Raw genomic sequence first — 13,347 nt, 5'->3', positions numbered from 1 at the left:
AAAGCCAAACGGGGCGCAGGATCCTCAAAGCGACATGAAAGCGCCCATCCGACACCCGCTGACATCTCTAGTCTCGCCGCCCACAGGCTTGGCAAATTCCACGGTCTGGCCCATAAATTCTCCGGCATTCCAGTTGCCAGCTTATGAGTGTCGCGCTTTCGCAACGGAGCAGATGCCCGGCATATCGTTCAATTCGGACGGCTTCACCGCCCCTCAGATCTCGGGCGACAGGGTAATCGAGTTTCACCGTTCGCCAGGACAGGTATCGCCCTTTTTTGCCCTTTTTCGGTGAAACACAATCAAGGACGCATGCATGAAAGTCAGATGGCTCTTTCTCCCGATTCCTCTCATCTCCGGGTGCGCCACCGTGCCCCCCACCCAAGACGTCATGGGCGATTTGGCACATGCCAACCCGGTTCCGTTGGCAGCAGTAAGACTTCAGACCGATGCGCCGTTGCTAGGTGCGCAATCTGTCGAGGGCGAACTGGGGCCGGGTGCCCCGGTGGTGGAGTTGGCGCAAGGCAATTCCTATTACCGCCTGTATCGCCTGTCGCCCGTGCACGGCGCGCTTCATCTGAAAGTCACCTCGTACTGTGCGTGCTTCGGCCTGGACAAGCGCATTGCGGTCCCGGTGGTCCGCGTACTGACGAAGACTGGACAAGTGATCAACCCATCGCCGGACGGATACGATTATTCCGTAGACGGCGCACATGGTTTCACGCCGCTCTCGATGACGCTCGACGTGGCGGTGCCCGGCGCTGATGCCGGCTATGCACTGGTTGCTTCCGACAACTCACGCCTGGACACATCCATAACCCGGATCAACTTTAGTTGGGGCAATCAGCTGAATATTTTGACTTACCCCGTCGGCCGGTTCGATATCCGGTATGTCGTCCCTTAAACACGAACGTCTGGACACTCTGATGAAAAACCTGCTCTGGATGTCCCTGATCGTGTTGGCCGGCTGCTCGGCCGATGTACGCCGATTTGTGCCCCCAACCGCGGACCTGACCCATATGGCGCACTTGGTCGCTCTTTCGGACCCCGCAGGAACCCTCCTGCACTCTGGAGGGTACTTCCTGTTCATTACGTCCGTGGATGGCAAGTGGAGCAAAAATGACTGGGAGCTCCGGGAAATACCCAGCGATGTTTACCTGACGCCTGGTACGCATCAATTCCGTGTGCTCTACCGACACACGGGCCTGACGGCCTCGGCGCGATTCGAGATTGCCGCCAAGGAGGGGACGACTTACTACATACATCGACACACAGGTGCCTACGGCATCCAATTCTGGCTCACCGAAGGCAAGGAGGATGGCCCCAGGGTTGGCGAGTTGCTGCCGACGGGGAATAACTGACGGCATGCCATAGAGTCGAATCGACTGCATGTTGCGGTCACTGTCCCAAGGTTGCCTATGCATAGCTATACCTCGACAAGGCACAGACATTGGCATTGGGCGGTCCTGCACTCTCGCAGCGGGTGTGGAAAATGCATTCAGCAGCAGCCTCCGCCATGACCAAACGCATACTTCACGTCGTCGCCAACGTCGCCCACTACGCCGACCCTTCCGAGGCGACCGGCCTGTGGTTGCGGAACTGACCCACGCGTATCAGGTCTTCGCCGAGCGAGGTTGGGCGCAGCGGATCGTGAGCCCAAAGGATGGCATCTCGCCGCTGGAGCCGCGCTCCCTCAAATGGCCGAACATCGACGCGACCGCGAAGGCATGGCTGACCGACGATGCCCGCATGGCACTCCTGTCGGAAACCGCCCAGCCCGACCAGATCGATCCGGTGGAGTTCGATGCGATCTATTTCACGGGCGGACACGCGGTCATGTGGGACTTCCCCGATGACGCAGGGCTGCAGCGGATCACGCGCGACATCTATGAGCGCGGCGGCATCGTTTCGTCTGTCTGCCATGGCTATTGCGGCCTGCTGAACACGAAGCTGTCGGACGGCACGCTACTGGTCGCCGGACGACGGATCACCGGCTTTGCATGGGCGGAGGAAGTGCTGGCCGGGGTCGCCCGAAAGGTGCCCTACAACGCCGAGCAAGCCATGAGGCAGCGCGGCGCGCACTACGAGAAGGCCTTGCTGCCGTTCACTTCGAAGGTCGTCGCCGACGGCCGACTGGTAACCGGCCAGAATCCCCAATCGGCCAGGGCGACGGCGAAGAAGGTTGCAGCGCTGCTCTGAGCTCGATGCACGCCGACGCCTTGCACGCACCTTGCGGTTGCCGACATCCGCTTTGAGGAGAGGATCGCCGCACGATCGTTGCATCCGGGAAAAGCTGCAGGATTAGGCCTTGGGAATAGACAGCGCGACCTGGGGGAATGGTTGGTCTGTATAGAAAGCCATCCATGACTGGAGTCCGCAGGTCGGGATAAGCTGCAGAACTAGACTTCATTCAACAACCGAATCCAAGTTAAAACTCAATGACTCCTCCCCGCAAAGTTGTTCTTCATTCGCTGCACTGCTATCGCACTGAGCTCGATGGAATCGTTGCGCAATGGATCAAGGAACAGGTCGGCTATGTCGGAGTGGTTGGAGTTGACGCGGCAAAGATCGAGGGCGCCATTGACGAGCTGTGCGTCGGAGACGGTTCGTACCCCTACTTCATGCTCACCGCTTCCCACGACACAAATGAAACTCTTCAAGACGCAGTCCTTCTCGCAGAACAGCTTTCAGGCGAGCTCGCAGGCCATGTACGCGTCGTAGAGTTCTAACCTTTCATCCAAGTTGGACGGCTCCGCCGCCGTTTAACTCCAGAGTCATGAGCAATCCATATGAAACTCAGCGATCTTGAAAAATCGGCGCTGCAGCTGAATGAGCTCTACGAGCAGCTTGAGAGCAAGAAGTATGGACGCGCCTGGACCACGGAAGAACTGATGCTTGGTTTCGTAGGGGACGTGGGCGATCTGGCGAAGCTCGTCCAGGCAAACGCCGGCATCCGGGATATTGACGGCTACAAAGCAAAACTTGGCCATGAATTGTCGGATTGCTTGTGGTCGATCATGGTTCTTGCAAGCAAGTGTGACATTGATTTGGAGGCGGAGTTTGTCAGAAACACCCGAGAACTGATCGAATATGTATCTGGCGAGCTTGGCACATAGCAATTCATCCGGGCCGACACCGTTTCGCGGAGCGGTTTGGTTCAGGCGTTGGCCGTCAAGGGAGATTTCGCATGAATGAACGAACCGATCCGGTTGTACAGATACTCGACTCGTACAAGGCAGCCGTCTTTGCCAAAGACGTCGACGCATTCGCAGCTCTCTATGACGATGACGTGCATGTCTTCGACATGTGGGGCGCATGGTCGCTTCAAGGTATCCAGTCGTGACGAAACATGGCGGATGGCTGGTTTTCTTCCCTCGGCACCGAACGCGTTGTTGTTGATGTCAGAGATGCTCAATCCACTGTGGCCGGAGCGTTGGCCATTGGGCACGCGATCCTTACATACACCGCGGTATCAGCCGAAGGGAAAGAGCTGCGATCGCTCAGCAACCGCATAACGATAGGGTTAAAGCGCTCCGACGAGTCATGGAAAATCTTCCACGAGCACACGTCCGCACCGATCGATCAACAATCCTTGAAAGCCATACTGAACTATTCGGGTAACGACTGATTATTCATCCGAGCGGACGCCCTGTCGCCGCTTAAATCAAGCGTCGGATGGCGGCGGCGAGATCGAAGGAGAATCCCGTGGCGAAGACGGAAATGATCCATGGTTCCTGCCGCTGCGGCATTGTTCAATGGCGCTTCAAAGGAGTGCTCGAGTCAGCTACGGCGTGCAACTGCACCGCATGTCACCGCTATGGCGCGCTGTGGGCCTATGCTTATGAAGAGGAAGGCATTGACGTCTCGGGCCCTACCCAAACCTACACGCAGGGAAGATGGGTCGTGTTTCATTTTTGCGCCGTCTGCGGCTGCGTGGCCTACTGGCGCGGTTTGAAGGACGACAACAATGGGCTGCGCCCCATGGGGGTCAACCTGCGGCTGGCCGACCTGGAGAGCGTTGCGCAGATTCCCATCGTCCGTCACGACGGGCTTGCCACTACGGATGACTTGCCACGAGACGGTCGATGCGTCGCTGACTATTGGTTTTGAATCGTTCTCCCTGTCATGGGCAGCATCTGGGGGACGCGGGAGGATGTCGGGTAGACGGTGCTGCCTGCCCATCGAGTTCTGCAATGATGATTCTGCCGTTTGCGCTTGCGTTTGCGTTTGCGCTTGCGCTTGTGCCAAGGCGAGGCGAGGCAATCATCTAATGCTTCGTTCAATGCGGATGGCTTCGCCACCGCTTAGCCTAGTCGCCAGCCACAGGAAGATGAGTCGTATCGGTCACAGGCAGGCATTCGACCGGGATTGATCGGGACATGTACCGATCCGAGTCCGTGCAGGCACGAGCATTGAAACGCCAGCCCGCGCAGTCGCGTGCTCTCGCACGAACAGGCACCCAGAAATTCATCGTAGGAGCGACCATGATGCGTATCTGCCTACTCGCCTTGCTGTTGTTCGCCGCTCCCCTCATGGCGCGCGAGCCCGGGGCACTCCCCGCGGGCAGTGCCATCGACCGGCAGGTCGAAAAGCTTATGGAGCACACGGGCGCCAGGGGCGTGGCCATCGCCGTCATCGACCGCGGCAAGGTGATCTACATCAAGGCCTATGGCGACCGGAACGCCAAGGGCGACCCGCTGCGTACCGACACGGTCATGTACGGCGCTTCGCTGACCAAGACCGTTTTTGCTTATACGGTGATGCGACTGGTCGACCAGCACCGCATCGATCTGGACACGCCGGTCGCCGCATATCTCGACAAGCCGCTCCCTGCCTACGACACCGAGGCGATCTATCGGGACAAGTACGGTCCGTACAAGGACCTCGCCGACGACGAGCGCTGGAAGAAGATCACCCCGCGCATGGTGCTGACCCATTCGACGGGCTTCCTGAACTTCTATTGGCTTGAGCCCGACCACAAACTGCGCATCCATTTCGAGCCGGGCTCGCATTTCAGTTATTCGGGCGAAGGGATGATCCTGCTGCAGTTTGCGATCGAGAACGGCCGCAAGTCACAACACCTCGGCGTGGACGTCGGCGACCTCGTGCAGGAGAACGTGTTCGAGCCGCTCGACATGAAGCGCAGCTCGCTGATGTGGCGTGCCGACTTCGCCGGCAATCTCGCGGATGGCTGGAACGACAAGGGCGAGCCGCAGCCGCATGACAGGCGCTCGAAGGTCCGTGCCGCCGGCTCCATGGACACGACCATCGACGACCTCTCAAAGTTCGCCGCGGCCCTGGTGAGCGGCAAGGGCTTGTCACCAGCTTCGCGCATGGAGATGGTCAAGCCGCAACTGCACATCGGAACGCGGACGCAGTTCCCGACGGTCCAGAAGGACCTGCCTGTCGACCAGCAGCGCAAGGACCTGTATGCCGGGCTCGGCGTGGTCGTGTTCGATGGCCCGCAGGGGCACGGCTTCTTCAAGGGTGGCCATGACGAGCAGACCGGCAACACGCTTGTCTGCATCGAAGCCCATGAGCGATGCGTACTGATCCTCGCCAACGACGTGCGAGCCGAAGCCGGCTTTGCCGATCTTGTCCGCTTCATCCTTGGCGACACCGGTGTGCCCTACGAGTGGGAATACGGCGATCAGGCGGGGAAGTCGAATTAGAGGTGCACTGGCGAGCCCTCGATATCGGGCCTATCTTCCAGTGCACGGCAACAGCGTCTGCGGTGCTTTTCTCGTGCAATAAGGGCGGCAGTTCATATGAGCCGACGCCATTTCGCGGCGCGGATTGATTCAAACATCAAGCATTCCGAGGCTTCGCCATGAAAGTGCAAATCCAAGAGCTCTTGGAAAAGGTCCAGAGCACCGCAGACTTCGGTTCCGTGCCGTTCCACTCGATCAACGATACGAATGCCCTGGGGGACAATGCGCTTCATTGCATCTGCGCCTGGGGAGATCTCGAAGCCGCCAAACTGCTCGTCGAAAGCGGCATCAATCTGCATCAAAAGGGCGAATTCGGCTTTACTCCACTTCGGGTAGCCTCCGACTTCGGGCACTCGGCCATCGTGGCGTACTTGCTTGCCGCAGGTGCAGATCCTTCGACACTCGATGCTCCGAAAGTCTTTGATCACGAGGCCAATGCGAGACACATGAATTCGCTTGGCGAGCAAATCAAAGGACTGGAAGATCAAGTTGCGCATTGTGCTGCCGGTGCGCTCGGCAGCGCGGCCTAGCTACGCGCTCGAGCCTGCCTGCAGGGGCTGGCTGCCTGCTCGATCAAATTCTCCGGTGGCAAAAGCCGCGCAACTCAGGCGTTACGCGGCAGTCCCGCCCACCGTCATCGCATCGATCTTCAACGTGGGCTGGCCCACGCCTACCGGCACGCTCTGGCCGTCCTTGCCGCAGACACCCACGCCCTCATCGAGCTTCATGTCGTTGCCGATCATGGAGACGCGGGTAAGCACGTCGGGGCCACTGCCGATCAGGGTGGCGCCCTTCACGGGAGCGGTGATCCTGCCGTCCTCGATCAGGTAGGCCTCGCTGGCGGAGAACACGAACTTGCCGTTGGTGATGTCCACCTGACCGCCGCCGAAGTTGGGGGCATAAAGGCCCTTCTTCACCGAACGGATGATTTCCTCCGGCTCGTGGCTGCCGCTGCGCATGTAGGTATTGGTCATGCGCGGCATCGGCAGCGCGGTGAAGGATTCGCGACGGCCGTTGCCGGTAGGTGCCACGCCCATCAGGCGTGCGTTGAGCTTGTCCTGCATGTAGCCCTTGAGGATGCCGTCCTCGATCAGCACGGTGCAGTTGGTCGGCGTGCCTTCGTCGTCCACGCTGAGCGAGCCGCGGCGGCCGGGCAGCGTGCCGTCGTCCACCACAGTGACGCCGGGCGCGGCCACGCGCTGGCCGAGGCGACCGGCGAAGGCGGAGCTGCCCTTGCGGTTGAAGTCGCCCTCCAGGCCATGGCCGATCGCCTCGTGCAGCAGCACGCCGGGCCAGCCGGGACCGAGTACCACGGTCATCTGGCCGGCAGGGGCATCGACGGAATCCAGGTTCACCAGCGCCTGGCGCACTGCCTCATCGGCGAAGGCCAGTGCGCGGCCGTTCTCGATCAGCTCGCGGTAGCCGTAACGGCCGCCGCCGCCCGCATAGCCCTGCTCGCGGCGGCCGTTGGCCTCGGCGATCACCTGCACGTTGAGGCGCACCAGCGGACGCACATCGGCCGCGAGCGTGCCGTCGGAGGCGGCGATCAGCACGGTGTCGATCGTGGCGGCGATGCTGACGATGACCTGGGTAATGCGCGGGTCGCGCGAGCGAGCGTAGGCGTCCACCTCACGCAGCAACGCAATCTTGTCCGGATTGGGCAGGCTTTCCACCGGGTCGATGGCCGGATAGAGCTGCCGCGCGTTGCCCAGCGCCAGCGGCTGGCCGGCACCGCGACCATCCTGCGCGATGGCGCGCGCGGCCCTGGAAGCTTCCAGCAGCTGCGGCAGAACGATTTCGTCGGAATAGGCGAAACCGGTTTTCTCGCCGGAGATCGCGCGCACACCCACACCCTGCTCGATGGAATGGCTGCCGTCCTTGACGATGCCCTCCTCCAGTGTCCACGACTCGCTGCGCGAGTGCTGGAAATACAGGTCGGCGGCATCGATGGACGGCCCCATCAATTGCGCGAATACGCGCTCCAGGTCGCCAGTGGCGAGTCCGCCGGGGGTAAGCAGCCGGCTCTGGGCCTGGGCGATCAGGGATTCCATGGGTCTTTGTGTCGATGCGGTGAGAGTCGTAAGAATGGGGGCGCGACGCGTGAAATCAAAGCCGTGTCAGCGACCGGCCGAGGACGCCGCGGCGGGCAACGCCTGCGACGGATCGCGCAGCGGCATCGTGATGGCGGGACTGGACGATGACGCGGCGGGCAACAAGGGCGGTACGGTCACGGGGGCCGATGCGGCGGGCACATCGTTCTTCTCTACCAGGGTCATCACCGGTTTGTCCCAGCTGCCGGTGACGTGATAGCGGTAGCGCGTACTGGCGATCTTGTTGAGGCCCTTGCCCAGGATGCCCTGCACGGCCAGGCCTGCGGCGGCGCCCACCGGACCGCCCACCACCGCGCCGATGACCGGCAGGCTGTTGCCGATATGCGGAGTCGCCTGCACGTACTGGTCGTAGTCCTTGGCGCGCAAACCGGTGCGACCGGTGATGCTGATCTGCACGGCCGGCCCCTTGATGGCCAGGTTGTTGGTGGTGGCATTGCCGTCGGCGAGCTGGAAATCGCCCTTGATCGAATCGAAGCCGAGACCCTTGCCGAACACGTCGCCGAAATCCAGTGTCAGGCGGCGTGGCAATTCGGCCAGCGAGATGAGGCCGAACAAACGCCCCATACCGGGCGCCACTTCGGGGATACGCCCATCGCTGACGTCGACAGCCAGCGTGCCGGTGGCGTTGGCGAGGCTGAAGGCGGAGGGGGAGCCAGGCCAACTCGCATCCAGTTGGTCTTCCGTCTTGCCGCCGTTGACCAGGCCGGTGTAGCCGAACGCGGCAAGCATCTTGCCAAGGTCGTCGGCGGCGAAGCCGATGTGCATGCGGGTGTGGCTGTTGGCAGGCGTGCCGTTCCAGTCGCCGCTGCCGGTGATCTGCACGCTGGGTGACAGCGCGCGCAACTGGTCGATGTGCATGCCTTGCGTCGTGGGCCAGGTTTCCAGCCGGGCCTCGCCCAGCTTTGCGTCGCCGAAACTCAATTCGCCCACCCACAGGTGCAGCGGCGGCAGCGCGGCGGGATTGATGCCGGTGTTGGCGGGATCTTCGACGGGCTGGTTGGCGGCTGCCTTGCCGGCAGGTGCAGGCGGGTTGGGCCAGTGCAGATGGGTGAGACGCGCGGTGATGCCGCGTTTGTCGAGATCGTTGTCGGGCACGGTGAAGCGGCCTGCCAACGCCACGCCGTCCACGTCCACCTGCAAATGACCGACGGCTGGCGTGGCCTGCAAAGTCATCGCGCCCAAGGGGTGGTCGAACCACTCGGCGTGGTCGGTGCTCACGTCCACGCTTTCCAGCGCGGGGCCGCTGCTCGTACCCGCTGCGCTACTCGCACCCACTGCGCTACTCGTGCTGCCTGCGCTGCCCGTGGCGGCGCCGCTGTTGCCGGAGGTGAGGGCGACGGCCTGCTGCACCCAGCCGGTCACGTCCAGCTTGGCCGCATGACCGCGGATGCGCAGACCTTGCACGGGCAGCTCGGTGGGCATCTGCGTACCGAACGCCAGCGTGCCGGCCAGCGGCTTGCTGCCATCCGCCAGGCGCAGATGGCCGCGCGCCTGCTCGCCCAGCTGCACCTTGAGATCGGCGCCGCTCACCGGCAGTGCCAGCACGAGATGCAGCGGCAACGCGGTCGCGGCGTCCTTCTTCAGCGGCACCGGCACCTTCAGCACCATGCCGGTCAGCGTGGAGTCGATGGTGAGGGTTTGCGCCAGTTCGCCGCCATCGGCCGGCGCAGCGAGGTTGAAGCCGATGTTGAAGACGCTGCGGCCCTCGCCCAGCGGCGCCAGCCAGTCCAGCGAGGGATAGCCGTTGGTGATGTCGGCCAGGCTGTAGATGCCGCTCAGCTTCGCCGCCACCACGGTATTCGGATTGCCGGTCGCGCCGGCAATGGCCAGGTCCAGCGTGGAGGGCTGGCCGTGTGCACTGCCGTTCAATGGGCCGGCATGGAAGCCCTTGCCGTCGAAGGTGGCCGGACCGTTGAGCTTGTCGAGCTTGAGGCTCCAGTCCTCGTCGCTCACGTCCACATCGTTCAATTGCGCGTTGCCGGCAAGCTTGAAGTCCTGCGGCGCGCCCAGCGGCAACGAGAGATGGAAGTCGAAGTTGCCGCTGCCGCCCAGTTTCAGCTTGGCCAGCTGGTCGGCCTGCTTGCTGGCAATGGGGCTTTTCAGCACGAAGCCCAGCAAGTCGGCACCGTTGCCATGGCCATCGACGTTGAGATCCAGCGTGCCGTTGGCGAATTCCGGGATCAGCGCCACCACCTTGTCGGCCTTCACGCCGAGCGACTGCCCGGTATCGGCCTGCACCAGCATGCCGCTGTCGATGAAGCTGGCGATGGCGTGGACACCGGTGGCCTCGGGCCAGTCGGCGGCGTAGCGGAAGCCGAGGTCGCTGATTTCCGCGCGTGCTTCGAAACGGCCTTCGTTGTGCTGGAACGGCCAGTCCCTGAGGTCGCCGCGTACCAGCGCTTCGGCGTGGTCAATACTGCCGCCGACCAGCGCACGATCCAGCCATGCCACGGTAGGCGGCGGCATCACATTGACCGGCCAGAACAGCTTGGCGGCAACGACGTCGGCATGCGTCAGGCTGGTATAGATGTCGAGGAACGGCGGACCGCCGGCGTCATGCAGGCGAATCTCGCCGCGTGCCTGGCCGCCGTAACCCTGTCCTTCGAAATCCAGCGCATCGACGCCGACATGCCAGTCGTCGTCCGCATGCCAGAACGCCAGCGTACCGGCCAGATTCGACATGACGAAGGGTTGGCGGAACACATGCGTGGCGCGTACCGTCGTCGCCTGTGCGGGCAGCTCCAGCGATACGGCCTCGCTGTCGCCGCGCAACGTGCCATCGAGGCCGTCCACGCCGGGCAGCGTACCGACCGGATCGATGGCAAGACCGCTGAACGTGGCGCCCAGGCGCTGCAAGCCGCCGGCCTGCGACCATCCCAGCGACACGTTGTCGAACTTGCCGCGTGGCCGCCCACCGCCCAGCCATGCGGCCAGCGCGGGCGACAATTTGGGAGCGAGACCCAGCCAAGGCAGCAACGGCGCGATCTGCAGGTCGCGCGCAGCGGCCTGCACGGAGAGCCGAGGCGTGCCGGGATCGTGCAGCCATACCGCAAGCGCGCTGCGGTCGTCACCAGCCCAGCGCAGTTCGTAACCATCGGCGGTGCGCGTGAGTTCGGCCTCGCCATGCAGCGCGGGTACCTCGGTACTCCCGTTCGTGCCGGTGATGCGCATGCCGTCGAGATCGAAGCGGCTGAGGTTGCGCACCACCTTGCCCTGCTTCCAGTCCAGCCATGCGGCCACGTCGCCCTTGCCGCCCTGCACGGTGTAGCCGCCCAGATCCACTCCTGCAAACAGCGCGGCGAGGTCGAGTTGCCGCCCCGACAGCCACACCCTGCCGCTGCTGCCGTCGTCGCGGAAATCTCCTGCACCGTGCAGCACGCCCGGCGCACCCTCGCGGCGCAGCAGCGCGCCGACGCGGATGTGGTTGCCCCGCCGGCTGAGCCGCAGTTGACTGGCGATCAGGCTGTAATGCTTGCCGCTGGCCTCCTCGGTGATGTCGAGCCGCAGATCGTCCAGCCACAGTTCCACCGAGAGCCGGCCGAAACCGGGCTGCTGCGAACTGCCGCCTGTGCCGAGGCCGTTGACGTGCCAGCTGCCGTCCCTGGCGTGACTGAGGTCGAGCTGCAGGCCGTGCGTGCGCAGGTTCAGCAGGTGCCGCGTGGGCAACCAGCCGCCAAAATCGATCTGCAATTCGGATTCGGGAATGTGGATGGTCTTGCCTGCGCCCCCCGGCGGCACGCCCACGGTGACATCGCGCAGCACGAACCGCGGACCGGAGCCGCTCCATCCGCTTTGCAGCGAGGCGAAGCTGATCGGACGCTCCAGCTTCGCGGACAACTCGCGCGCCACCCACTCGGGATGCCGTGCCACCAGCGGCACCAGCAACTGCGCCAGCGCCATCAGCACGGCCAAGGCGATCACCGCGATGCCGACGAACCAGCCCAATGCGAGCGCGACGAAGTGCAGCCGCCGCTGCCAGCCGGCGTTCATCGGGGGGCCACGGCCATGGCGACTGGGTTACAGCAGAACCACATCAAACTGTTCCTGCGAATAATGTTCCTCGGCCTGGAAGCGTATGCTTTTGGAGATGAACTCCTCCAGTTCGGCCACCGCGGCGGACTCTTCTTCGAGGATGCGGCCGACCACGGCGGGGCTGGCCATCACCAGCAGCTTCTCGGCGTTGAACTGGCGCACCGCGCGGGTGATCTCGCGGAAGATCTCGTAGGTCACCGTCTCGGCGGTCTTCAGCGTGCCGCGCCCGCTGCAGGCCGGGCACGGTTCGCACAGCTGGCGTTCCAGGCTTTCGGTGGTGCGCTTGCGGGTCATCTCCACCAGGCCCAGCGAAGACATCGGATATACCGTGGTCTTGGCGTGGTCGCGCGCCAGCCCCTTGGCCAGCATGCGCAGCACCTGGCGCTTGTGCTCCTCGTCGACCATGTCGATGAAGTCGATGATGATGATGCCGCCGAGGTTGCGCAGCCTGAGCTGCCGGGCCGCCGCCTGCGCCGCTTCGAGATTGGTGCGGTAGACGGTTTCCTCGAGATTGCGCGTGCCGAGGTAGGCGCCGGTGTTCACGTCGATGGTGGTCATCGCCTCGGTCTGATCCACCACCAGATAGCCGCCCGACTTCAGCGGCACCTCCTTCTTCAGCGCGTGCTGGATCTCGTCCTCCACGCTGTACAGGTCGAAGATCGGCCGCTCGCCGTCGTAGTGCTCCACCCGGTCGTCCAGGCTGGGCATGAACTTGTGCACGAACTTCACCACCTTGTCGAAGGTTTCGCGCGAGTCCACGCGCACCTTCTCGATGTCGTCGGTGAGCATGTCGCGCAGGCTGCGCAGCGGCAATGAAAGCTCCTCGTACACGCGCTCGCCCACGCGGGTCTTGGCGATGTTCTCCTGCACCACGCGCCACACTTTGCCGAGGTAGGTCACGTCGAAGGCCAGCGATTCGGCGCTCTGCCCTTCCGCATTGGTGCGCACGATGTAGCCCAGCGGATTCTCGCCGACCAGGCTGCCCATCACCTCGCGCAGGCGCGTGCGCTCGGTCTCGTCCTCGATGCGCGCGGAAATGCCCATGGTGTGCGCATACGGCAGCAGCACCAGGTAACGCGAAGGAATCGACAGATGCGCGGACAGGCGCGCGCCCTTGCTGCCGATGGGATCCTTCACCACCTGCACCACGACCTCCTGGCCCTCGTGCACCAGCTCGCTGATCGACGGCGTATGGCCATTGCCGTGGCCGTTGCCCTCGGCGCCTTCCGGCAACGCGGGGCGCACGATGTCCGAGGCGTGCAGGAAGGCGGCGCGATCCAGCCCGATCTCCACGAACGCCGCCTGCATGCCCGGCATCACCCGTTGCACCCGGCCCTTGTAGATGTTGCCCACGTAGCCGCGCCTGGAGGCGCGCTCGACATGCACCTCCTGCAACATGCCGTTCTCGACCACGCCCACCCGCGTCTCGCGCGGAGTCACGTTGATCAGGATCTCTTCGCTCACTGCGTAACTCCCCGAATAGAAAGCCTTTATAG

General features: G+C 63.2%; 13 protein-coding genes. 9 read left to right on the top strand and 4 right to left on the bottom strand.

Annotated elements, in window-relative coordinates; genetic code table 11:
* Positions 1–313: 313 nt before the first annotated feature.
* The 3 genes from ISP25_RS17955 (at position 314) to ISP25_RS17945 (ending at position 2,196) form a co-directional block, all read left to right on the top strand.
* On the top strand, positions 314–901 hold the full coding sequence (locus tag ISP25_RS17955; protein WP_404615806.1) for a hypothetical protein: 588 nt from the start codon (positions 314–316) through the stop codon (positions 899–901).
* A 22-nt stretch (positions 902–923) separates the two neighbouring features.
* Entirely contained in the window at positions 924–1,358 is a 435-nt protein-coding gene (locus ISP25_RS17950) for a hypothetical protein (protein ID WP_404615804.1), read from the top strand.
* Positions 1,359–1,584: 226 nt separating this feature from the next.
* On the top strand, positions 1,585–2,196 hold the full coding sequence (locus tag ISP25_RS17945; protein WP_404615803.1) for a type 1 glutamine amidotransferase domain-containing protein: 612 nt from the start codon (positions 1,585–1,587) through the stop codon (positions 2,194–2,196).
* Between the two features lie 236 nt (positions 2,197–2,432).
* Here ISP25_RS17945 and ISP25_RS17940 read toward each other — a convergent pair whose 3' ends face one another.
* Entirely contained in the window at positions 2,433–2,657 is a 225-nt protein-coding gene (locus ISP25_RS17940) for a hypothetical protein (RefSeq protein WP_404615801.1), read from the bottom strand.
* Between the two features lie 129 nt (positions 2,658–2,786).
* Between ISP25_RS17940 and ISP25_RS17935 the strand changes: the two genes are divergently transcribed.
* From ISP25_RS17935 to ISP25_RS17910, 6 genes are all read left to right on the top strand, one after another.
* Positions 2,787–3,113 carry a nucleoside triphosphate pyrophosphohydrolase family protein gene (locus ISP25_RS17935; protein WP_404615799.1) on the top strand — a complete coding sequence of 109 codons (327 nt, stop codon included), beginning with the start codon at positions 2,787–2,789 and terminating at the stop codon, positions 3,111–3,113.
* Between the two features lie 71 nt (positions 3,114–3,184).
* On the top strand, positions 3,185–3,340 hold the full coding sequence (locus ISP25_RS17930; protein ID WP_404615797.1) for a hypothetical protein: 156 nt from the start codon (positions 3,185–3,187) through the stop codon (positions 3,338–3,340).
* Positions 3,341–3,346: 6 nt separating this feature from the next.
* The gene (locus ISP25_RS17925) at positions 3,347–3,625 is read left to right on the top strand and encodes a nuclear transport factor 2 family protein (protein ID WP_404615795.1); all 279 of its coding nucleotides are present in this window, start codon (positions 3,347–3,349) and stop codon (positions 3,623–3,625) included.
* 77 nt (positions 3,626–3,702) lie between these two features.
* Positions 3,703–4,107, top strand: a complete 405-nt coding sequence (locus ISP25_RS17920; protein WP_404615793.1) for a GFA family protein — start codon at positions 3,703–3,705, stop codon at positions 4,105–4,107.
* A gap of 374 nt (positions 4,108–4,481) precedes the next feature.
* Positions 4,482–5,669 (top strand): serine hydrolase domain-containing protein, encoded by a 1,188-nt coding sequence (locus ISP25_RS17915; protein ID WP_192157000.1) that lies wholly within the window; start codon positions 4,482–4,484, stop codon positions 5,667–5,669.
* Positions 5,670–5,827: 158 nt separating this feature from the next.
* Entirely contained in the window at positions 5,828–6,238 is a 411-nt protein-coding gene (locus ISP25_RS17910) for an ankyrin repeat domain-containing protein (protein ID WP_404615791.1), read from the top strand.
* Positions 6,239–6,319: 81 nt separating this feature from the next.
* On the opposite strand, the gene tldD is transcribed toward ISP25_RS17910, so the two are convergent.
* The 3 genes from tldD to rng all read right to left on the bottom strand — a co-directional run bounded on the left by tldD (position 6,320) and on the right by rng (position 13,315).
* Complete coding sequence (gene tldD / locus ISP25_RS17905; protein WP_404615789.1) at positions 6,320–7,759, bottom strand: metalloprotease TldD; 1,440 nt, start codon at positions 7,757–7,759, stop codon at positions 6,320–6,322.
* A gap of 66 nt (positions 7,760–7,825) precedes the next feature.
* Positions 7,826–11,809, bottom strand: a complete 3,984-nt coding sequence (locus ISP25_RS17900) for a YhdP family protein (protein ID WP_404615787.1) — start codon at positions 11,807–11,809, stop codon at positions 7,826–7,828.
* Between the two features lie 27 nt (positions 11,810–11,836).
* Entirely contained in the window at positions 11,837–13,315 is a 1,479-nt protein-coding gene (rng, locus tag ISP25_RS17895) for a ribonuclease G (RefSeq protein WP_404615785.1), read from the bottom strand.
* Between the last annotated feature and the right edge of the window lie 32 nt (positions 13,316–13,347).

The sequence above is a fragment of the Rhodanobacter hydrolyticus genome (genome assembly GCF_044904645.1).
The sequence above is the reverse complement of the archived record's forward strand: the minus strand, read 5'-3'. Positions and strand labels throughout refer to the sequence as shown.